17 protein-coding genes are annotated in these 22,098 nt (G+C 60.5%); 13 read left to right on the top strand and 4 right to left on the bottom strand.

The genetic code is table 11. From position 1 onward, the window contains the following. Positions 1–5: 5 nt before the first annotated feature. The 8 genes from BLW01_RS05140 to BLW01_RS05105 all read left to right on the top strand — a co-directional run bounded on the left by BLW01_RS05140 (position 6) and on the right by BLW01_RS05105 (position 12,078). Complete coding sequence (locus tag BLW01_RS05140) at positions 6–2,003, top strand: heme lyase CcmF/NrfE family subunit (protein WP_092568415.1); 1,998 nt, start codon at positions 6–8, stop codon at positions 2,001–2,003. Continuing rightward, positions 2,000–2,527, top strand: coding sequence for a DsbE family thiol:disulfide interchange protein (locus tag BLW01_RS05135; protein WP_092568414.1), 528 nt, complete (start codon positions 2,000–2,002; stop codon positions 2,525–2,527). The genes BLW01_RS05140 and BLW01_RS05135 overlap by 4 nt, the downstream gene beginning before the upstream one ends. Beyond that, positions 2,518–2,985: a cytochrome c-type biogenesis protein gene (locus BLW01_RS05130; protein WP_092568413.1), complete on the top strand. Its 468-nt coding sequence runs from the start codon at positions 2,518–2,520 to the stop codon at positions 2,983–2,985. Before BLW01_RS05135 ends, BLW01_RS05130 begins: the two co-directional genes overlap by 10 nt. After that, on the top strand, positions 2,982–4,226 hold the full coding sequence (gene ccmI / locus BLW01_RS05125) for a c-type cytochrome biogenesis protein CcmI (RefSeq protein WP_092568412.1): 1,245 nt from the start codon (positions 2,982–2,984) through the stop codon (positions 4,224–4,226). Before BLW01_RS05130 ends, ccmI begins: the two co-directional genes overlap by 4 nt. Next, positions 4,226–7,726, top strand: coding sequence for a chromosome segregation protein SMC (gene smc / locus BLW01_RS05120; protein ID WP_092568411.1), 3,501 nt, complete (start codon positions 4,226–4,228; stop codon positions 7,724–7,726). The genes ccmI and smc overlap by 1 nt, the downstream gene beginning before the upstream one ends. A 160-nt stretch (positions 7,727–7,886) precedes the next feature. Continuing rightward, positions 7,887–9,653, top strand: coding sequence for a cell division protein ZipA (gene zipA / locus BLW01_RS05115; RefSeq protein ID WP_229806385.1), 1,767 nt, complete (start codon positions 7,887–7,889; stop codon positions 9,651–9,653). 125 nt (positions 9,654–9,778) lie between these two features. Then, positions 9,779–11,815 (top strand): NAD-dependent DNA ligase LigA, encoded by a 2,037-nt coding sequence (ligA, locus tag BLW01_RS05110; protein ID WP_092568409.1) that lies wholly within the window; start codon positions 9,779–9,781, stop codon positions 11,813–11,815. Continuing rightward, on the top strand, positions 11,812–12,078 hold the full coding sequence (locus BLW01_RS05105) for a YheU family protein (protein ID WP_092568408.1): 267 nt from the start codon (positions 11,812–11,814) through the stop codon (positions 12,076–12,078). Before ligA ends, BLW01_RS05105 begins: the two co-directional genes overlap by 4 nt. Positions 12,079–12,154: 76 nt before the next feature. Here BLW01_RS05105 and BLW01_RS05100 read toward each other — a convergent pair whose 3' ends face one another. Beyond that, positions 12,155–13,456, bottom strand: a complete 1,302-nt coding sequence (locus tag BLW01_RS05100) for a 2-hydroxycarboxylate transporter family protein (RefSeq protein WP_092568407.1) — start codon at positions 13,454–13,456, stop codon at positions 12,155–12,157. A gap of 242 nt (positions 13,457–13,698) precedes the next feature. Between BLW01_RS05100 and BLW01_RS05095 the strand changes: the two genes are divergently transcribed. Together BLW01_RS05095 and BLW01_RS05090 are read left to right on the top strand one after the other, a co-directional pair. Further along, positions 13,699–15,309 carry an ATP-binding protein gene (locus BLW01_RS05095; RefSeq protein ID WP_175529774.1) on the top strand — a complete coding sequence of 537 codons (1,611 nt, stop codon included), beginning with the start codon at positions 13,699–13,701 and terminating at the stop codon, positions 15,307–15,309. Positions 15,310–15,312: 3 nt separating this feature from the next. Beyond that, complete coding sequence (locus BLW01_RS05090; protein WP_092568406.1) at positions 15,313–16,029, top strand: response regulator; 717 nt, start codon at positions 15,313–15,315, stop codon at positions 16,027–16,029. Here the strand turns inward: BLW01_RS05090 and mnmC are convergent. Both mnmC and BLW01_RS05080 read right to left on the bottom strand, forming a co-directional pair. Then, complete coding sequence (gene mnmC, locus BLW01_RS05085; protein WP_229806384.1) at positions 16,024–18,048, bottom strand: bifunctional tRNA (5-methylaminomethyl-2-thiouridine)(34)-methyltransferase MnmC2/FAD-dependent 5-carboxymethylaminomethyl-2-thiouridine(34) oxidoreductase MnmC1; 2,025 nt, start codon at positions 18,046–18,048, stop codon at positions 16,024–16,026. The genes BLW01_RS05090 and mnmC overlap by 6 nt on opposite strands. 164 nt (positions 18,049–18,212) lie before the next feature. Further along, entirely contained in the window at positions 18,213–18,512 is a 300-nt protein-coding gene (locus BLW01_RS05080) for a YciI family protein (RefSeq protein WP_092568405.1), read from the bottom strand. A gap of 127 nt (positions 18,513–18,639) precedes the next feature. Here BLW01_RS05080 and BLW01_RS05075 point away from each other — a divergent pair, with 127 nt between their 5' ends. The 3 genes from BLW01_RS05075 (at position 18,640) to BLW01_RS05065 (ending at position 21,154) form a co-directional block, all read left to right on the top strand. Continuing rightward, positions 18,640–19,536 (top strand): PHP domain-containing protein, encoded by an 897-nt coding sequence (locus BLW01_RS05075; protein WP_373294049.1) that lies wholly within the window; start codon positions 18,640–18,642, stop codon positions 19,534–19,536. Between the two features lie 114 nt (positions 19,537–19,650). Further along, on the top strand, positions 19,651–20,274 hold the full coding sequence (locus tag BLW01_RS05070) for an L-threonylcarbamoyladenylate synthase (RefSeq protein ID WP_092568403.1): 624 nt from the start codon (positions 19,651–19,653) through the stop codon (positions 20,272–20,274). 94 nt (positions 20,275–20,368) lie between these two features. Continuing rightward, the gene (locus BLW01_RS05065; RefSeq protein WP_092568402.1) at positions 20,369–21,154 is read left to right on the top strand and encodes a 5'-nucleotidase, lipoprotein e(P4) family; all 786 of its coding nucleotides are present in this window, start codon (positions 20,369–20,371) and stop codon (positions 21,152–21,154) included. Positions 21,155–21,184: 30 nt separating this feature from the next. Here BLW01_RS05065 and BLW01_RS05060 read toward each other — a convergent pair whose 3' ends face one another. Further along, entirely contained in the window at positions 21,185–22,072 is an 888-nt protein-coding gene (locus tag BLW01_RS05060) for an ion transporter (protein WP_175529773.1), read from the bottom strand. Between the last annotated feature and the right edge of the window lie 26 nt (positions 22,073–22,098).

The raw sequence follows: 22,098 nt of genomic DNA, 5'->3' as shown, positions 1-22,098 counted from the left end.
TTGCCATGCTGACCAGGATGATTCCGGAAATCGGCCATTTTGCCCTCATCATCGCGGCATTGATGGCAGTCACCCAGGCGATCGTGCCACTTGCTGGTGCCGCTACACGGCGTCCATTGTGGATGGCGTATGCCGCCCCCATGGCGTTGGGGCAGTTTGCATTCGTGCTGTTGGCTTATCTATGTCTGACGGCCAGCTACATGCTGGATGACTTCAGCGTGGTGAATGTGGCCGACAACTCCAACTCGATGCTGCCCTGGTATTACAAGTTCAGCGCTGTCTGGGGCAATCACGAAGGTTCGGTGTTGCTCTGGAGCCTGATGCTGGCTACCTGGGGGTTTGCCGTCAGCCGCTTGTCGCGGGGATTGCCGCGTGACATGGTTGCTCGGGTGCTGGGCGTGATGGGGTCGGTATCGGCCGGTTTCCTGCTGTTCGTGCTGATCACGTCGAATCCCTTCGAACGCTCACTCCCCAACATTCCCGAGGATGGTGCCGACCTCAATCCCCTGTTACAGGATTTCGGCCTGGTCATCCATCCGCCGATGCTCTACATGGGCTATGTCGGCTTCTCGGTCGTGTTCGCTTTTGCCATCGCGGCCCTGCTCGGGGGGCGGCTGGATTCCGCCTGGACTCGCTGGGCGCGTCCCTGGACCAATGTGGCCTGGGCCTTCCTGACGGTGGGCATCGCACTGGGCAGCTGGTGGGCCTACTATGAACTGGGCTGGGGAGGCTGGTGGTTCTGGGACCCTGTGGAGAATGCCTCGTTGCTGCCCTGGCTGACGGGAACGGCCTTGATTCATTCCCTGGCGGTGACCGAGAAACGGGGTAGCTTCAAGAGCTGGACGGTACTGTTGGCGATCTTCACCTTTTCGTTGTCGCTGCTGGGCACCTTCCTGGTGCGTTCGGGCGTGCTGACGTCGGTGCATTCATTCGCCAACGATCCTTCACGCGGCCTGTTCATCCTGGTGCTGCTTGGCATCACCGTCGGCCTCTCTCTCCTTGTGTTTGCCCTCCGTGCGCCGCGTGTGAGCCACGCCGTGGGCTTCGGGCTGGTTTCACGGGATTCGTTGCTGCTGGTCAACAACATCCTGCTTGTCATCATGACTGTCACGGTGCTGCTGGGAACGCTGTATCCGCTACTGCTCGATGCGTTCGGTCTCGGCAAGATCAGCGTGGGGCCGCCGTACTTCAATGCCTTGTTCGTACCTCTGACGGTATTGATGTGTGTTTTCATGGGATTGGGGCCCATCGCTCGCTGGAAGCGTATGGCGGGCAGCGAGTTACGTCGTCGGCTCTGGCTGGCGGGGTTGGTCGCCTTGGTCATTGCTGCCCTGATGCCTTTGATCTATGGCGGGGAATGGAATCCATGGGTCTCGCTGGGGCTTGTCGCCGCGCTGTGGATTGTCCTGCCGCTGGTGCGCGACTTGATCGACAAGGCGCGCAAGGGGGCTACCCCCTTGACGGGGTTGCGGCGCCAATCGTTGGCTTACTGGGGAATGGTGGTTGGCCATCTGGGCATGGCGATAACGATTACCGGCGTCACGGTGGTGTCCAATTACAGCGTCGAAGAGAACGTGCGAATGTCACCCGGGGATAGCGTCGAGGTTGCTGGATACACCTTCTCCATGCAGGAATTGAAACAACGCCGCGGAGCCAACTTCCTGTCCGATATCGCGGTTATCGAAGTGGTCGGCAGTGATGGTGAACGCCGCTTCGTCATGGAACCCGAGAAGCGCCTGTACCTGGCTCGAGGCATGCCGATGACTCAGGTCGCGTTGCGTCCAGGTCCGTTACGTGATCTGTATGTGGCGATGGGTGAAGAGTTGGGAGACGGTGCCTGGGCCATGCGGATTCAGTACAAGCCCATGGTACGCTGGCTATGGTTGGGGGCTGTATTGATGGCTTCAGGCGGGTTGTTGGCTGTCGCGGATCGTCGCTATCGCCGTCGAGCGAGTCAGTCGCAACAGCGTGACGTATCGGCGGTGCAGGAGGCCACGGCATGAAGCGGCGTCTGCTGTTGTCGTTGCCGTTGGTCGGCTTCATCGGCCTGGCGATCTTCCTCTATATGGGACTGTCGATGGATCCCTTCGGTCGTGACTCGGCCAGGCTGTCCGATGCCTTTCCGTCGTTCGAATTGTCGACGCTCGACGATCCTGATCGTCGGGTCGATGAATCGCTGTTCGAAGGTGAGGTGACGCTGGTCAACGTGTGGGGTGAATGGTGTCCGACCTGCAAGCAGGAGATGCCGCAACTGCTCGATCTGGCTGATCGGGGCATTCGCCTGGTCGGTATCAATTACAAGGACACGCGTGACAAGGGGCGTGAGTTTCTTGATGAGTTCGGCAACCCCTTTGAGGTCAACATTTTCGATCCCGAGGGGGATCTGGGGTTCGAATTGGGCGTCTATGGGGCACCGGAAACCTTCCTGGTCGATGCGGATGGCATCATCCGCTATCACCATACCGGCTACATCAAGCCCGAAGATGTGCGCGATACCATTCTGCCGGAGGTTGAGAAATGGCAGTGATATCTCGATGTCTGGCGGTGATTTGCCTGTCATTGGTGGCCGGCATGGCGGTTGCCGATGAGGTGCGTGAATTCGGCCACCCGGTGATGGAGCAGCGATACCGTGAATTGACGGCTTCACTGCGCTGTCCCAAGTGCGAGAATCAGGCGATCGACGACTCCAACTCGCCCGTGTCGGCAGATATGCGTGACCGTGTCTATGCCCTGCTCCAGGAGGGGCGATCGGATCGTGAGATCCAGGACTTCATGGTCGATCGGTTCGGTGATTATGTACTGTATAATCCTCGCCTGGAGGGGCGAACGTACCTGCTCTGGGGACTTCCCGCCGTACTGGTTGTCGTCGGTGCCATCGTCGTGCTGCTGATTGTGCGAGCCCGCCGGCGGGCATCCGCGCAAGCGCTGTCAGCCGACGAACGCGCCCGGCTCAACGAGCTGATCGACCGCGAGAGGACTGAATGACGACACTCTGGCTTGCTTTCGCGCTATTGTTGTTGCCGGCGCTGTGGCTGATGGTTCGACCGTTACGGTTGGCAGGCAGGCTGCGCGATACCCAGGCGACCTATGAAGCCGACGATATGACGGCCCGACAGAACGTGGCCATCTATCGTCGCCGACTTGCCTCGCTGGAGGCCGCCCGCGATCGTGGTGACATCGATGCGGCGCGTTTCGAGGAGGATCGCCTCGAACTCGAGCGTAACTTGCTGGACGATACGCAGGATATCGCCCGGCGCCCCTTGAAGATTGCCACCTCGGGTCGAGTCATCGTACCGATCGCCATGCTTGCCATGGTGATCGTGAGTGCCGCGTGGTATCACCAGCAGGGCAGTGAAGGGGACCTGTCGCTGTATGCGACCCAACAACAGGTCCGCGATGCCCCCGATGCCTCGACCGCCACGATGATCTCGGCGCTGGAAGAGGAAGCGGCGTCGCAGCCCGATAATCCCAATGTCTGGTCGTCACTGTTCCCGCTTTACCGTGAAACGGGCCAGGCATCGGAAGCGATTCAGGCCCTGCAACGGTTGATCGAACTGGAAGGTCGGCACCCGTCACTACTGGCCCAACTCGCCCAGATCCAGTATTTCGCGGCTGACCGCACCATGACCGAGGAAACCCGAGCACTGGTGGACGAAGTGCTGGAAGAGGATCCCCGCGAACCCACGGTGCTCGGCATGCTGGGTATCCAGGCCTTCGATGAAGGACGCTACGAGGACGCCATCGAACATTGGCGTCGAGCGATTGCCGGCTATGACAATCCCGAGGCCGCTGCCTCGCTTCGGGAAGGTATTACCGAAGCCCAGCGTCGTCTTGGCGTCTCCGCCAGTGACATCGAGGCGGAAATGGCCGAGGGGGCGGCGGTTCGGGTTCGGGCAACGCTCGATGAGTCATTGGCTGATCAGGTCGACGATGACGATACCGTTTTCGTGATGGCCCGTGACCCTGAAGGTGAGGGGACCCCTCTGGCGGTCATGCGTGCCCGAGCCGATGAGCTGCCGCTGACGGTGACGCTCGATGACGCCAGTGCCATGAGCGAACAGGCCCGACTGTCCGATGCCGAGGAGGTCCGCTTGATGGTGCGTGTTTCTGCAAGCGGTGACGCCACGCCTCAGGCGGGCGACCTGTTCGGCGAACACGATGCCGTTCCGGTTGGCAGTGGCGATGATGAACCCGTTGAGGTGGTCATCGATCGGGTATTCGAGTAATGCGTCTGAAATCCATCAAGCTTGTAGGCTTCAAGTCGTTCGTCGATCCGGTGACGGTCCCTTTCGATGGCAACATGACCGCCATCGTCGGTCCTAACGGTTGCGGCAAATCCAATATCATCGATGCGGTGCGTTGGGTGATGGGCGAGTCCTCGGCGAAGACATTGCGCGGCGAGGCCATGACCGATGTCATCTTCAATGGATCGACGGCGCGCAAGCCGGTCGGCCAAGCCTCTATCGAACTTCACTTCGACAATCGCGATGGCAGCATGGGCGGTCCCTATGCTCAGTATGCCGAGATCGCCGTCAAGCGACAGGTCACTCGTGATAGCCAGTCGACCTACTTTTTCAATGGCCAGAAATGTCGCCGTCGCGATATCGCGGACCTGTTTCTGGGGACCGGCCTTGGGCCCCGCTCCTACTCCATTATCGGCCAGGGGATGATTTCCCGGCTGATCGAGGCGCGCCCCGAAGAGCTGCGCGCGACGCTCGAAGAGGCGGCGGGAATCTCCAGGTACAAGGAGCGTCGTCGCGAAACCGAGAATCGCATGCGACGCACCCAGGAGAACCTGGAACGTCTCGATGACATCCGCGAGGAACTCGACAAGCAACTCGAGCGACTCGAACGCCAAGCCGAGGCTGCCAGGCGCTACCAGACACTGCAACAGCAGCAGCACCGGCTGAAAGGCGAACTCGCCTTGCTGCGCGCACGAGGTCTTCGCACCGAACAGCAGGAGCAGGAACAACGTATCAGAGAGCAGGAAACAGCGATCGAACGAGAACTGCTTGGTCAGCGACAGTGCGAGACACGTCTCGAACAGGCACGAAGCGAGCATGACAAACTCGCGGAGGAACTCGAAGGACACCAAGCCCGCTTCTACGAAACCACGACGGCAATTACCCGGATCGAGCAGGAGCTGGCGCATGCCCGTACACGTGAGTCGCAACTCGCCAGTGACCTGGAATCGGCCCAGCGGGAATTGGCGGAGCTCGATGAGCTGAGCGCGGCGGATGCCGAACGTCTGGCCGAGGTGGATGAACGCCTGGCCGAGTTGGCCCCCGATCAGGAAGCGGCCGCCGAAGCCCTGGCACAACTCGAGAGCGAACTCGAAGCGGCCGAGACACGTCATGTCGACGTGGTCGAGCGCTGGGAAGCCCTCAATGAGTCGCATCGTCAGGCCGGTCACGAGGCCGAACGGGCCCAGGATCGGGTGCGTCACCTGGAGCAGGCACTGGAGGAACTCACTGCCGAAGAACAACGCCGTCGGCAGCAGTATGGTGACTTGCCCGATGTCGAGACGCTACGGGCTCAGCGTGAAGAGCTCGCCGGTCAGTTGAGCGAGGCCGAGGTGGCCTGTGAGAGCGTCGAGCAGCGGCGGCGCGAACTGCAACAGCAGCGCACGACCTTGCAGGAGCGGATCACCGATGCCGAGCAATCTCGCGAATCGCAGCGTCAGGTTCGTAGCCGCCTGCAAGGGGAATTGGCGTCACTGGAAGCGTTGATCGAAGCGGGGCTGGCCGACAATGACTCGGCGCTGGAGACGTTGCTGGCCAACCGGGGGCTCGATACCACACCGCGCCTCGGGGAGTGTCTGGATGTCGACCCCGAGTGGGAGGATGCCGTCTCCTGGGTGCTATCTCCCTGGATCGGCGCGCGTGTGGTTTCCGAGGATCGCTGGCGGGATACATTGGAAGCGCTCGATAGTGGCGAGCTTCCCTTGCTGGCGGAAAATGTCGGAGAGACCTCTTCGCCGGCCGATCACCTGGCTGCTCACGTTCGTGGGAATGATGCCGCGTGCAGCCTGCTGCTCGGCATCCGCTGTGTCGCAACGCATGACGACGCATGGCAGCAGCGTGCTGTGCTGAATCCTGGTGAAAGCGTCATCACGGCCGACGGTCTCTGGCTGGGACGTGACTGGGTCCGCCGGCGCTGTTCGACGGAAACCAAGGACAGTCTATTGGCAAGTCGTCGTCGCCGTGACGAGGTGGCCGAGGAGCTGGCTACGCTCGATGCTCGACTGCAGGAGCAGGATCACCACCTCGAAGCGGCCCGAGAGCAACTCCGGGAGTGTGAAATGGCGTTGGAGCAGTGCCATCAGGCGTCGCTCGAACATGACCAGCAACGCCAGCAACTCCAGCTGCGTGAAGGTAATCTGGCGACGCGGCTCGACCACCTTGCTTCACGCGCCAGGGAGCTCGATGACGAGTTCGAGCGACTGGCCGAACAGCGTGAAAGTCGCCGTGCCGAACTCGAAGAGGCTCGCAACCAATGGCAATCGGTAATGGCCTCTCTTGATGACACCACGCATCAACGCCAGGTTACGGACGAGGAGCGCCGTGGCGCCCAGGAACATCTTGATGCTCTGCGTGACCGTCACCGGACGTTGTCGGAGCGTTCCCAGCAGCTGGCACTCGACCACCAGCGCCTGACCACCGAGCGTTCGGGGCTGGTCCAGCAGATGCAGCGTGCCGAGCAGTCACGTGCCCGGCTGGAAGAGAAGCATGAAGCATTGCAAGCGCAACGCGAGCAGCTCAACGAGCCGGGAGAAGATAACCGAGAGCGGCTCGAAGAACTACTGGAGCAGCGTGAGCAGAATGAACGGGCGTTGAACGACTGTCGTGATCGGATTGCAGCGCTGGCGGAACAATTGCGTGAGGATGAACAGTCGCGTCATCGCCACGAGCAGGAATTGGAACGATTGCGGGAGCGGCTTCAGGAATCCCGGTTGCAGGTTCAGGCGCTGGCACTGAAGGCCGATACTCAGGATGAGCATCTCGCTGAGTTGGGCCATGATGCCGAGGAACTGGCCCGTAAAATGGCGGCTGAGGCCACCGAGTCGGCCTGGCAGAGTCGACTTGACGACGTCAGTGACAGGATTCGTCGGCTCGGCGCCATCAACCTGGCGGCTATCGAAGAATACGATCAGCAGGCTGAACGGCGTGATTATCTGGAAGCACAGCATGCTGAATTGAGTGAAGCGCTGGAGACATTGGAGCGGGCTATCCGCAAGATTGATCAGGAAACCCGGACCCGTTTCAAGCAGACCTTTGACAGAGTCAATACCGGACTGGGCGAACTTTTTCCCAAGGTCTTCGGTGGTGGAACCGCATGGTTGACGCTGACCGACGATGATTTGCTGGAGACGGGTGTCGCAATTATGGCACGCCCTCCCGGCAAGAAGAATACATCCATTCACTTGTTGTCGGGGGGAGAAAAGGCACTGACGGCATTGTCGTTAGTTTTTGCTATCTTTCACCTCAACCCGGCGCCGTTTTGTTTACTCGATGAAGTCGATGCGCCGTTGGATGATGTCAATGTGGGACGCTATGCCAACCTGGTTAAAGAGATGTCCGAGTCGGTTCAGTTCATATATATCACCCACAATAAGATAGCGATGGAATCCGCGGAACGATTGATGGGTGTTACCATGCAGGAACCCGGAGTATCTCGGATGGTCTCGGTCGGTATTGAAGAAGCCGCAGAGTTTGCCGAGGCATGAAAGGCTTGCATTAACCCACCTAACCGGTTTACAAGGAAAGACGACCGATGAAGTTCAGGGACTACCGAAGGGCGATTGCTCTGGGCGCAAAAAGTTCCCCACTAGAAAATCATGGAACTTGACATTCAAAAAAAGTGGCCCTTTTTTTGGAATTCGCGCTATGCTGTTGACGAACAATGTACAGGCATGGCGCCTTAGCAAACAGGCAAGACGACCCATGGAACTACGAGAGTGGCTTATCATCCTGGGGCTGGCGCTGGTGACGATCATCGTTATTGATGGTGTACGTCGCCTTCAGCGCCAGCGTAAAGTACCCCGCTTGGACCGTGTCGACAAAGCGTCGGCCGACCCGGACGGGGAGGAACCGGTGGATCCCGAACAGGCGGCCCGCGAAGCGGAAGTCAATTGGGAGCTGCCTAATGGTGGGGCGAGGGTCGTCAAACCGGCAGAGTATGACGTCAAGCCCAAACCCAAGATAAAACGTCAGGATCACCCGGGTCCCTCCCGGGTGCTATCGGAATGGCGGCAGCAGTATAGTGAATCATCCGAGGCGCCCTTCAGCCAGACACGAAGGCCGTCTGCCGATGCCGTGCGCGACACGCAATCGGCAAGTCAGCCTGAGTCGGCGAACCGAGCGCCGGGTTCGGAGCACGTTGAACGTGCCGACGATAACGTGTCGCAGAGCGATTCCCGAGCCGAGGCTGCCACGAAAGCGACGCATGATGACCCCGTGGCGAAAGATGCCTTGGCTAAAGAGGAAGGCATAGGCGCCGACGGTGAGTCTCGAGTCGAGACACCGCATTATCGGGATCAGGCCCAGCCGGAACATGCCCGGAGTGCTGAGCCCACGGATGATGAGCGTCGTGAACCTACCCTGACGTCTGTCTCGTCCGACGAATCCAAGCCACCGGAGAATGCCGATATGCCACTCGCGGCAGACCCCGGGGATCATGATGAGTACCATGATGCCGAGCGGTATCGGCTTGTCGACGTGGAGGGGATGGCGGATTCCCTGAAATCGAAATCGCTCAAGGTCGGCTCCTCCATGCAGCGTTTCGGCGCCTCCCTCCAGAAGGGATTGTCGGAACGCAAGGAGCAGCGAAAGAAACAGAAACTTGAGAAGGCTCAGGTCAAGGCTGAGGAGCAGGCACGCAAGAACAGCCGACGGCAGCAGGCCCAGGCCGAACAGGAAACGCGCGAGAAGGAAGCACGTCTGGCTGCGGAACGAGAGCGCCATGAACGTGAGTCCATAGAGGCACAGGATTATGACGACCCGCTCTTTGTGCCGCGTCGCCCCCGTGCAGATGAGGAAGCCCGCATGGCGTCCCGCGATGATGGCGGTCGGGACGACGAGCCAGCCATGGCACGCGGTGACGATGAGCATGTTGGTGAAGGATCATCGCGTGTTGCAACGCATCCCTCCTTCGAACGGGTGCTGCGCAATGATGTGAAAGCCGACCATGCCCGTGAAACACTGGTCAATGCCGAGGAAGTCATCGTCATCAGTGTCATGTCCCATGAAGAAGAGGGGTTTTCCGGGGCAGCGCTGCTGGATCTGATGCTGGCATGTGGCTTGCGCTACAGCAGTGATATGGGTGTCTTTCACCGGTTCGAGACCGAGGACCCCAACAGCGAACTGCAGTTCTCGATGGTCAATGTGGTGAAACCGGGCACTTTCCCTCTCCAATCGATGGATGATTTCCGCACGCCTGGGGTGACATTGTTGATGCCACTCCCGTGCGCTAGCGACACGCTATCATCGTTCGAAGCGATGGTGGAGACGGCCATGGTGGTCGTGCGCCATCTGGGCGGGGAGCTCAAGGATGAAAACCACAGCGTCATGACCGCCCAGACCGTTGAGTTCGCCCGCCAACGAGTCCAGGAATTCGAGCGGCGATACCGGCTGCACCGTTACCAGGCGACATAGTGTCGTTGCCTGCACGCATCGATGACGATAACAACCCCGTGAATTGCTCACGGGGTTGTTTTCTTGCAGGCAAATATCAAAAATCGTTGACCGACGTCATACTCCTCTGACCGAGACAGCACAGCATGACCCAGCCCGACACGGAAATGCGCGATGAAGCGGCACGCTTGCGTCGTGAACTGGAAGACGCCAACTATCGTTATTATGTCCTCGATGATCCGGCCATTCCCGATGCCGACTATGACCGCATGCTGCGTCGCCTGCAGGAAATCGAGTCCGCGTACCCCGATCTCGTAACGTCGGATTCGCCGACTCAACGGGTAGGGGCGGCACCGGCCGATGGCTTCCCTGAAGTCGAGCACGCGGTCCCCATGTTGTCGCTGGATAACGCCTTCGATGAGGAGGAACTGTCGGCGTTCGTCAAGCGCTTGGGTGAACGGCTGGAGCGGGATGCCGAACAAATCGCCTTCTGTTGCGAACCCAAACTGGATGGGGCAGCGGTGTCGCTGGTATACGAAGACGGGATGCTGGTCAGTGGTGCAACGCGCGGCGATGGTCGCACCGGCGAGGGCATTACCACTAACCTGCGCACGCTACGCTCCATTCCTTTGCGGTTGCGTGGTGAATCGCTACCGGCACTGATCGAGGTGCGTGGCGAAGTCATCATGAGTCATGAAGGATTCGAGACCCTCAACGCTCGGGCTCGGGAGCATGGTGACAAAGTATTCGCCAATCCACGTAATGCCGCAGCGGGCAGTCTGCGTCAGCTCGATCCACGCATCACGGCAACTCGGCCGCTGGAATTCTGCGCCTATCAGGTGGCGCGTCTCGATGACGACATGAGTTCGGGCAGCCACTCGGCGTTGATGGAGCGCCTGCGAGATCATGGTTTCCGCACCAGTCCTGGCCTGGAAGTCGTCAAGGGCACTCAGGGGTTGATCGATTACTGCCGCTGGCTGGGAGAGCGACGCGACAGTCTCGGTTACGATATCGACGGTGCCGTGATCAAGGTCGACGATCTGCGTCTGCAGCGTGAGCTGGGGTTCGTTGCTCGTGCGCCGCGTTGGGCAATCGCTTACAAATTCCCCGCGCAGGAGCAGAGTACATGGGTTCGGGGCGTTGAGTTTCAGGTCGGGCGTACCGGTGCCATTACGCCTGTGGCCCGGCTGGAGCCGGTCGCGGTGGGAGGTGTCACGGTTTCCAACGCCACCCTGCATAACCAGGACGAGATCGCTCGTCTGGGCGTCATGATCGGCGATAAGGTAACTATTCGACGTGCAGGCGACGTGATTCCCCAGGTCGTTCGAGTCTTGACGGGGGAACGCCCTTCGGACGCCAGGGAAATCGTCTTTCCCGAGCACTGTCCGGTCTGCGACTCGCAGATCGAACGCCCCGAGGGCGAGGCGGCGGCGCGTTGTTCCGGTGGTCTCTATTGCCCGGCGCAACGCAAGGAAGCGTTGAAGCACTTTGCCAGCCGTCGGGCGCTGGATATCGACGGTCTCGGCGAGAAGCTGATCGACCAGTTGATCGAACGCGAATGGGTCCAGACTCCGGCGGACCTGTTTCGCCTGAAAGCGGAGTGGCTGGCTGAGCTGCCGCGAATGGGCAAGAAGTCATCCGAAAACTTGATCGCGGCATTGGAGAAGGCCAAGCAAACGACGTTGCCGCGCTTCATCTATGCGTTGGGCATTCGCGAAGTAGGCGAGGCCACGGCCAATACCCTGGCACAGCACTTTGGCACCCTGGAAACGCTGATGCAGGCTGATAGGGAAGCGCTCGAGGCGGTGGAGGACGTGGGACCGGTGGTCGCTCGTCATATCCATACCTTCTTCCGACAGCAGCATAATCTCGACACCATTGCCGAACTGAGAGCGCTGGGTGTGGAGTGGAAAGAGGAGGAGGTCGACGAACGGCCTCAACCGCTGGCAGGCCAGACCTGGGTTCTCACCGGCACACTGGAATCCATGACCCGCGATGAAGGCAAGGCCCGCCTTCAGGCACTGGGTGCCAAGGTGTCGGGCAGTGTATCGAAGAAAACCGCCTGCGTCGTTGCCGGTCCTGGCGCCGGAAGCAAGCAGTCCAGGGCGGAGGAACTGGGTGTCGAGCTCCTTGATGAGCAAGAGTTTCTGCAACGTCTCAACGAATGGGAGAGCCAGTCATGAATGGGCGTTTCGTCGAGGTGCCCCATACCATGTTGCCATCCGACACCCTGGATGCACTGCTGGAGGCTTTCGTCACCCGTGAGGGCTATGACACCACTGATACCGGCGAGGGGATGCATGGCTGGGTGAGGACGTTGAAGCGCCAGCTCGAACGGGGCGAATTGCTGATTGCTCACGATCTCCAGACCGAGATGACCGAAGTGATGACGCTGGCACAATGGCGTGCGTTCGGGCGCGACATCGGAGATGACGAGGAAGGGTAATGGCTCCGGCCAGGCCAGTGATAGTGCCCCCGAGCGGGCGTGCTGCCCGCTCGGGACATCTCGGTGGTGTGGCCGGTTAGAGAAGTAGTGGAATACCCGTTCCTGCCATTAGAAGGATCAGGGCACCCCCCAGGCGGGAAGAGATCTGTGCGAACGGCATCAGCTGCATGCGGCGCGCTGCGGAGAGCACGGCTACATCACCGGTACCTCCCATGTTGGCCATGCAGAGCCCTGCAGTGATGGCCGATTCGATCGGATAGAAACCGACCACTTTCCCCAGCAGGCCAGCGCCGAGGGTGGCACCGGCCACGACCGCGAAGACGATCATCACATAGGTGGGCGTGAGCGCCTCGAGGACCGTTCCCAGGTCCGTATAGGCGACGCCGATGCCGAACAGCAGGGCAAATGTCCAGTTACGGGCGACGAAGCCATACCACTGGCTGGCGGCATCCGACAAGGTGTCGGGGACCAGACCGCTGATCTTGAACACGGCAACCAGGATGATCATCAGGGCGTATGGGTGCAGCGGCACGAGCTGACCCAGCAGTTGTCCACTGACATAGAAGCTCAATGCCATCATCACGCCGATCCCCATGGCGCCGATATCCAGCCGGGACTGGTTCTCCTCGAGCTCGACCCCGGCCATGATCTGGCCATTCCCGGTCAGATGGGGATAACGTTCGCCGAGCTTGGACAGCAGGCTGGCAACAACGATGGCGAAGACGTTACCCAGCGCCAGGGCGGGCACCAGCAGTGAAATGTAGTAACCGGCCGACTGACCCAGCAACTGTTCATAGACCTGGCTCATTGGGACAGCGCCGGCGCCCATGCCTCCCCCCAGGATCGGCAGCGTGATCACCAGCACCGCATCGCTGATACTGAAACCGACCAGCAGCCCGACCAGGGCAGCCAGCACGACGGCACCGGCAACAGCACCGAGGATCGGCACGAAATAGCGGGTTCCGATCTGTACCAGCGCCTTGGGGTCCATGCCCAGAATACTGCCGGTGATAAGAGCGGCAATATAGAAATTGAGAAAGCCGCCATCCTTCATGAAGTCGGTGATGGTGGTCTCGACACTCCCCGGCATGACCGGGAAATACATCAGCGTCGCCGCGCCGAAAATGGCAAGAATGGCACCACCGCCCAGATAGGTGCGAACGATCGGCAGTCGGTCACCGATGAAGCCCAGCGCTTCACCGAGTATCATCATGACCAGCAGTCCACCAATCATGCCTGCTGGCAGGGTGTCGGTGTAAATGGCCATCAACAGGATAACGACCATCAAGGCAAAGGCCGGTAGCGGCATGCCGGCAATACGAGGCCAGGTCGGGCTGACACCAGTCCGATCGGCAGATGGGTTCAGGGTATGATTCATGACAATTCCTCCAGACTTCCGCTACCGATGGTCAGCGGTGGGTCCGTTGGTCGGTGTGAGAATGAACGCGTGCCGGCGAGCATAAGCGCTGAGCCGCTGTAACCAAGATTGGCAAAGTTTCTAAACCGTTTTGTCATTTTTGAAAGTGTGCAGAGGTTTGACGTCAGAAGGCCGAGGAGTAGCCAATACCACCTTGGTCTGATTACCCTCGCCGGTTCGATGGGTGACACCCCTATGACGAGATGACGCCGTTGCGACTACGACTGAACATTCTGATCTCTCTTCTGGCGGCATTGATGGTGATCCTGTCGCTGGGGATGGCACTGTGGCTGTTCACGGCGCAATTGAACGAGACGGCCGAGCAGGATCAGGCGACGCGCGTGACCGACCTGGCGCGCAGCCTGGCCGATCGCGGCAGTGTCCGCCGGGCACTGCGTGGTAACGGCGAGCCGGCGTCGTTGCAGGCGTCGATCGATGGTCTGCGTCGTGAGCTGGGCGTCGATTTCATGGTGGTGATGGATGATCAGGGCATCCGCTTGACCCATCCCGAGCCGAATCGTATCGGTGAACCCTTTGTCGGCGGTGATGAACAGGCTGCGCTGGCGGGGGAGCACTATGCGTCACGGTCGCGAGGAACCCTGGGAACCAGCATTCGCGGATTTGCGCCGGTACGAGATCAGGATGGTGAAGTCCTCGGTGCCGTCGCCGTCGGAGTGACGCTGGACTCGTTGTCTTCGCTCGTGGCGGACAATCGCCAGCGTGTCGTTCTGGGGGTGTTGATCCTGATGGTGCTGGGTATCCTTGCTGCCACCTTGCTGGCGCGTTTCATCAAGCGCGTGCTGCTTGATCTGGAACCCGATCAGATCGCCCGCCTGGTGCGTGAGCACCGCGCTCTACTGAATTCGGTCCATGAAGGGATTCTCGCTATCGATGGCCAACGTCGATTGACACTCATCAATCCGGCAGCCCAGCACTTGTTGACTCGGGCTGGCGTGTCACCGCCGACGGCGGGGCAAGCGGTCGATGACTGTCTGCCGGGAACGGGGCTGGTCGAGGTGCTGACCAGTGGCCGTCAGATCTTGGACCGGGAAGTGAACGTCAATGGCTATGTGATGATCGCCAATCGTGTCCCGATCATGGAGGGAGCACGGGTGGTTGGAGCACTGGCGACCCTGCGTGAACGGGGTGAGGTGCAACGTCTCGCCGAAGAACTGACCGGCGTGCGACGTTATGCAGAAGCTCTGCGAGCGGCCAGCCACGAATTCAAGAACCGCCTTCATGTGATTCTGGGGCTCGCTCGACGCGGTGATCTCGACGCGCTGCGACAGTACCTGGGGGAAGTGAGTACACTGCGCTCTCCGGGCGAGGAGGGCGTCACTTCGCGGTTGAACGACCCGGTGTTGGCCGGCTTTCTGCTCGGCAAGCATAGCGAAGCGAGAGAGAGGGGGATCACACTGGAGATCGATGTCGACACACCGCTACCTCCACCCGCCGATAGTGCACTGACACATACATTGGTCACTGTCATCGGTAACCTGTTGGAGAATGCTTTCGAGGCCTTCGATGATCACACGCCACGCCGTGTCAGGCTGGTAATGTCGCTGGATGAAGCCATGCTGTCGTTGCAGGTGGAAGATACTGGACAAGGCATCCCCGTCGACCGACAGGCCAGTGTCCTGGAGCGGGATGTCTCCAGCAAGGGAGAAGGCCGGGGCCTGGGGTTGGCATTGGTACGGGAGAAGTTGGAGGCTTGGGAGGGTCGGCTTTCCCTGTACTCGACCCCGGGTCGGGGCACCTTGGTGGAAGTCGAGGTCCCCTATGAGATAGCCACTGGTGTCAACCGGGAGGAGTGAACGATGCGCGTGCTGATCGTCGAGGACGATCCCATGGTCATGCGGTTGAATGCCGACTACCTGCAGCGGATTCCCGGAGTCGTGATCGTCGCCCGTTGCCTGGATGTGCCTCGAGCCCAGGAGGTTCTGGAGCAGGAAGCCGTCGACCTGGTGCTGCTCGACATTTATCTTCGTGATCGCAGTGGATTGGAGATCGTGACCTGGCTGCGCAAGCGGGGGCGCGAGGAGGATGTGATTCTGATTACTGCGGCGGATGAAATGGACACCGTACGCGCGGCCCGACGGCTCGGCGTCAGCGATTACCTTGTCAAACCCTTCACCTTCGAGCGCTTCCGTAACGCCGTGCAGGCGTGTGCTCAGTCGCGAACTGCCTTGGCGTCACTGCCTGAACGCGTCGAACAGCGTGATATCGATTCTCTGTTCAATCCGCCGCGTCGAATGGCATCGCTACGCCGTGACGGCCTGCCCAAGGGGCTGACTCCGCAAACCCTGGCCCAGGTGGCCGAGGCCGTGCTGTCTCAGGGGGAGGCCCACTTCGCCACCGAGGCTCTGAATGATGCGACCGGCATGTCACGGGTGTCATTGCGCAAATACCTCAAATACCTCGTCGAGCAGGGCGTACTCGAAGAGGCTTTCCACTATGGGCAGGTGGGACGCCCCTCGTTCACCTACCGTTGTCGGGATCGTCAGGCGCTCGAAGCGTTAACGGCCTCGTCATGACCCATGGCCGCGAATGATGTCACGGAGCAGGCGTCGACCGGGGTTCAGGTGGTCGACCAGGGCACGTTCCAGCGGCATGGGTTCATCGCACAGGCGGGAGGCGATCACCTCGGCACACAACGGGGCGCTGGTCAGCCCCCGTGAGCCGTGGGCGGCACTCACCCAGAGTCCGTGATGATAACGGCCATGGGTGATAGGGACCCGGGTGGCATCCTTGGCGAGCACCGCATAATCCTCGTGCCAGGCATGGGCATCGGGAACCGGACCGGCATAGGGCGTCTTATCCGGGCTGGCGGCACGGATGGCGCTGCGGCCCTGCAGATGTTCGGCGTCGAGATCGGCACCAACCTGTCGCAGTGCCGCCATATAGTCCGGCAGAGTGCGCTCCAGTTCGACCAGGTTAGTGTCGTGGTCGGCCTGTCGTGATGTGTCGTCGGTATCGTTGGGATTGAAGGTGGCACCAAAGCTGAGGATGCCACCGCAGGGTGGGGGCACATAGCCGCCGGCACACACCACCCGCTGTAATCCAGGTGCTCCCGCGGGCAATGATAACCAGGATACCTGGCCACGTACCGGCTGGCAGGGCAGCCACGACAGCTCGGCAAAGCGGCTCGCCTGCCAGGCGGTGGCGACCACGACATGCTCGGCCGTCAGCGACTTGCCATCGGCCAGAGCGATCTGCCAGCCATCGCGATCCCGGCTCAACGCCATGACCGTCGCTTGTCGCCATGTCACCCCGGGGGCGGTTGCCAGGCGTTCGCACAAGGCATCCGGGCGAACCCACCCCGCCTGGGGATAATCGAGACCGCCATGTGTCAGCGGCGTACCGGCCAACTCGCTCGCCATCACGGCATCAACGCCCTTTACGATCTCCGGCGGCAGGGAGTGATTGGCCAGAAATCGTTGCTGACGTCGCCGCTCCTTCTCATCGAGTGCCAGTTGCAAGACGCCGCAATCGTTCCACAGCGTTCGCTCGGGATCGAGAACCGATAGCCAGCGCCGGCTGAACATGAGCCCGGCCAGGTAACAGCGGCTCTGCAGATTCGTCTCGGCGGCCAGTTTGATGTAGAGCGCGCCCTGACGATTGCCTGAGGCACCGGCCCCTGGGGTTTGCCGATCCAGCAGGGTGACCTCGACACCCCGTCGGGCCAGGGCATGGGCGACGGTTGTACCGGCCAATCCGGCACCAATGACCACGACGTGACGGGGAGTGCGGGAGCGGGGGGGCTCGTACCAGGGCGTGGCATCGTGTGCCGGATCCCGTGGCGGCGTCTCGATGGCGCCGGCCAGCATCTCACGCTTGCGGCCGTATCCGGGACGTTTGTGCCAGTCGAAACCGGCGGCCTTGAGTCCTCGCTTGACGATGCCCGCGCAGGTGAAGGTGGCGAACGTTGCTCCCGGCCGACTCTTGTGTGCCATCTGTTCGAATAACGAGGGGTGCCACATGTCGGCATTCTTCGCCGGCGCGAAACCGTCCAGGAACCAGGCATCGATCCGGCCGTCGAGGTGACTCAGGCAGGTGGTACTGTCACCGAAATGGAGATCGAGAGTGACTCGTTCATCCAGCCACAAGCGATGGACGCCCGCAACCGGAGCAGGCCACTGCTCGATCAGGCACCGGGCTTTCGCCGCGAAGTTCGGCCAGGAGGCAAGCGCGCGTGCCAGGTCTGCCTGTCGTAACGGGTAGCGTTCGGTGGAAATCAGGTGCAGTCGCGCCGTCACCGGGGCATGGCGTTCGAAGCAATCCCAGGCGCAGAGCATGTTGAGGCCGGTCCCGAACCCGGTTTCGCCAATGACGAATGGCCGTGGTGCCGTCCAGTCGGCGAGACGCTGCGGTAGATCGTTGCCTTGCACGAAAACGTGTTCGGTCTCGGCACGGCCATCGTGGCGCGAGAAGTAGACATCACCGAAGGCGGTGGAGTTGGGCACTTCCTGTCCGGTGTCGTCCTGGTGCCAGTCGAGAGTGGCGGTTTCCAGGGCGCTCAGCGGGGGCAGTTCATCGGGGCGGGCATCAGACACCGGGAGTCGGCTCCTCTCGAGGCTGTTCAAAAATTGATCGATAAAAACATGGCGGCGCCGTTTCCGGACAGGAAGAAAACGTCCGCCGTGTTTCAACAGAGTTTTCCACAGTCACTGTGAACAATGCGATTGTGGAAAACTCTGAAGGCATGTCGTCGATACGCCTAGGGAAGGACTTTCTTGAACGGTTTCACCGTCACTTTCGAATACACACCGGCGATCACGAACGGATCGGCGTCGGCCCAGGACTGGGCGGATTCGAGATCGTCGAACTCGGCAACCACCAGGCTACCGCTGAAACCGGCGTCGCCGGGTGTTTCCGCGTCGACGGCGGGATGGGGACCGGCCAGTACCAGACGACCCTCGTCGCGAAGCTTTTCGAGTCGGGCCAGATGATCGGGACGAGCCGACATACGTTTTTCGAGACTGTCTTTGACATCCTCGCTGATGATTGCGTAAAGCATCGTTGGATTCCTCGTATGAGTGGATGACATTGGGGCATGCGCTCCCGTCAGAGCCATTGACCCCTAACGTCGGGACGCGCACCATAGCCAACTTATTTTGACAAAGACGTCTCTCGGCGTCATGCCAATGACTCTTTCGAATAGACTGCCCGATACGCTCACCGACGCCCGGCATATCGACCTGCACATGCATTCCACTGCCTCGGATGGCGCCCTGTCACCAGCAGAACTGGTCGCGCTCTGCCATCAGCGAGGGCTGACGCATATGGCGTTGACCGATCATGACACGGTAGCGGGTGTCGAAGAAGCCAGGTCGGCCGCCGAGCCGTTGGGAATGGTGGTTCTGGCCGCCACTGAGCTGTCCTGCCAGTGGCGAGGCATCAATATCCATGTGGTAGGCCTGTTGCCCGATGGTGTGCAGGGAGCCTTGATCGAGGGGCTGGTCCGGCAGTCCGAGGCGCGTCGTACGAGAGCGGAAGAGATCGCCCGTCGTCTCGAAAGAATCGGCTTGGCCGACGCGCTGACACGGGCACGAGAGCAGGCCGGCACCGAGCGGCCGCTGGGCCGCCCCGATTTCGCTCGCGCCCTGGTGGATGCCGGATTGGTACCGGACATGGCTAGTGCCTTCAAGAAGCACCTCGGCGCCGGTAAACGGGGAGACGTCAAAATGCATTGGCCCTACCTCTCCGAGGTGGTGGAGTGGATCTGCAGCGCCTCGGGCGTGGCGGTCATGGCCCATCCCTTGCAGTATGGCTTGACCCGGCGCAAGCGGGGCCAGTTGCTGAATGACTTCATGGCGGCCGGAGGTGAAGCCTGCGAATTGGTCAATGGTTTCCAGAATCCCGATGTCACACGGGATCTGGCCCGCCAGCTCGATGATCGCGGCCTGTTCGGCTCGTTGGGGAGCGATTTTCACTATCCCGGAGGGCCGATTGCGCCGGGTACCATGAGCCCGTTACCGCGTACCAGCTTGCCTCCGGTCTGGACACATCCGACCTTGCTGGATGCCATGGTGTCCCGATGAATGCCGACACGTGTCGGGGTTGGAAAGCATCAGGCGAGGATCCCGCGTGGCCGAGACCGGCGGTTCTCTCTTATGCTGGTAAGTGCCATGTTCCACTGGACGCAAGGAGAGACCATGAGCCAATTCTTCCAGATGCATCCCGAGACGCCACAGAAGCGGCTGATTGATCAGGCCACGGCCATCATCCGTAACGGTGGTGTGATTGCCTATCCGACGGACTCCGGTTATGCCCTGGGGTGCCACCTGGGCGACAAGAAAGCCATCGAACGAATCAAATGGCTGCGTTCGCTGGACGACAAGCATAATTTCACTCTCATATGCTCGGATCTGTCCCAGATCGGCACCTATGCCAAGGTCGACAATGATGTCTTCCGCCTGCTCAAGACGTATACACCCGGTCCATATACCTTCATTCTCAATGCCACGACCGAGGTGCCGCGCCTGTTGTTGCACCCCAAGCGTCGTTCGATCGGCGTGCGCGTCCCCGATCACCGTATTGCGAAAGCGCTGCTGGAGGCACTGGGTGAGCCGCTGATGAGCGTGACCCTGATCCCGATCAGTGAAGAGCTGCCGATGACCGACCCCGAGGCGATCCGGGAGCGTTATGGGGCGCATCTGGATCTGGTGATCGATGGCGGTGCCTGCCATCTCGAGCCCACCAGTGTCATCGACCTGCGGGATCTGCCGCCGACGATCGTTCGTGAAGGCCGAGGCGACGTGGCACCGTTCCAATTGTAATGGTCTCTTTTTAATTTGAATGACCGATCAACTTAACGTAGGGTCAGTTGGGTAAGTGTCGATAATAATGTCCGGATAATAAGGAGGCATTCTCATGAGAATGCTGCATCACACAGCCTGGCTTGGTGCTTCCGTCCTGACCGCTCTGGCCAGTCTACCCCTGGCGGGTAACGCGCTTGCCGAGGATGACGACGACAGCAAACTGTGCGCTCAAGCCGCCTACGCCATGGGTCTTCGCTATCAGCAGCAGTCTGCCGAAGTGGTGGCCTTGCAGCGACAGGGCTATGCACTGGCCAAATATCGCCTCGAAGACAAGCTCGAGCAGCATGGCGACGACGAGGAGCTCGCGCTCATCACCGATGTGGACGAAACCGTTCTCGACAACAGTGCCCTGCTGGCTCGCGACATGGCGAAGTGCCATGACTACACCACCTGGGATACCTGGAAACACTGGGAACGTGAAGGCGATCCCCGACTGATTCCTGGCGCCAAGGATTTCCTCGAGTTCGCCGACGAGCAGGGCGTCGACATCTTCTACGTCTCCGACCGTTATGAGGAGAACAAGGACGCGACGATAGCTACGCTTGAGGATTTCGAGTTGCCTCAGGTCGGGGAGGACAACGTCCTGCTGCTTGGGCCGCCCAAGGCGGAGCGTCGGGCCGCGGTTACCGAGGATCACACCCTGGTGATGCAACTGGGCGACTCGTTGCATGATTTCGACGGTGAGTTCGCCGATGCCGACCTCGAAGGTCAGCGCGATCTGGTCGAATCGAATGCCGATCGCTTCGGTGATGACTGGATCATGTTCCCCAACGCCTCATACGGTGACTGGGATGAGGCGGAGCTCGACGCCTGGGATGCCGATCTCGAAGTCGAATGATCGACGCATGACATGCCGGCGTGATGCGCCCTATGTCTCCTCGGCATCGGGCGCATCGTCTTGCTGGGTTCGCGGATCCGGTGTGTCCTCGTCCAGCCAGGTACCACAACGCAGGCAGTAGCGTGCCTTGTGCTCGTGCCGGTCGTAGCCACAGCCAGGGCAGGCTTCGTCGGAGTAGCGGTCGGCACGAATCGAGCGAATCACCTCGGCGGAGAACACCCCGGTCGGCACCGCGATGATCGAATAGCCGAGCAGCATCACCGCCATCGAGACGAACTGTCCCAGCGGGGTGACCGGCGTAATGTCGCCATATCCTACGGTCGTCAGGGTCACGATTCCCCAGTAAACGGCGCGGGGTATGCTGGTGAAACCGGCATCGTCGGGTTCGATCAGGTAGACCAGCGACCCGAAAATGGTGACCAGCATGAATACCGTGAACAGGAACAACAGAATCTGATGTGAGCTGCGCTTGAGGGCTTCGACCAGTAGCCGTCCTTCACCGACGAACTGCATCAGCCGCAGGACGCGGAAGATGCGCAGCACACGCAGGATACGCACCATGACCAGCGATTGGGCGCCCGGTATCACCAGCAGTAGCCAGGTCGGCAATATGGCCAGAATATCGACGATGCCGTAAAAGCTCTTCAGATAGAGCCAGGGCCGCTCCAGGCAGTACACACGCACCGCCAGCTCGATGGTGAACACGATGGTGAATCCCCACTCGGCCCAGTAAAAGACCGGGCCATACGCTGCGTGCCAGACGGGAACGCTATCGAGCATGACCACGGCGACACTGGCGAGTATCAATGCCATCAGCACGATGTCGAAGCCCTTCGCCATGGGCGTGTCGGATTCGAAGATGATCTGGAAAAGCCGGGTACGCAGACCTTCGCCACCGGGCTTGAGATGGGGTAGCACGTAACGGCTCCTTATGTCTTTCCTGA

Origin of the sequence: Aidingimonas halophila (assembly GCF_900106955.1) — a bacterium.
GTDB classification, from domain to species: domain Bacteria; phylum Pseudomonadota; class Gammaproteobacteria; order Pseudomonadales; family Halomonadaceae; genus Aidingimonas; species Aidingimonas halophila.
The sequence above is the reverse complement of the archived record's forward strand: the minus strand, read 5'-3'. Positions and strand labels throughout refer to the sequence as shown.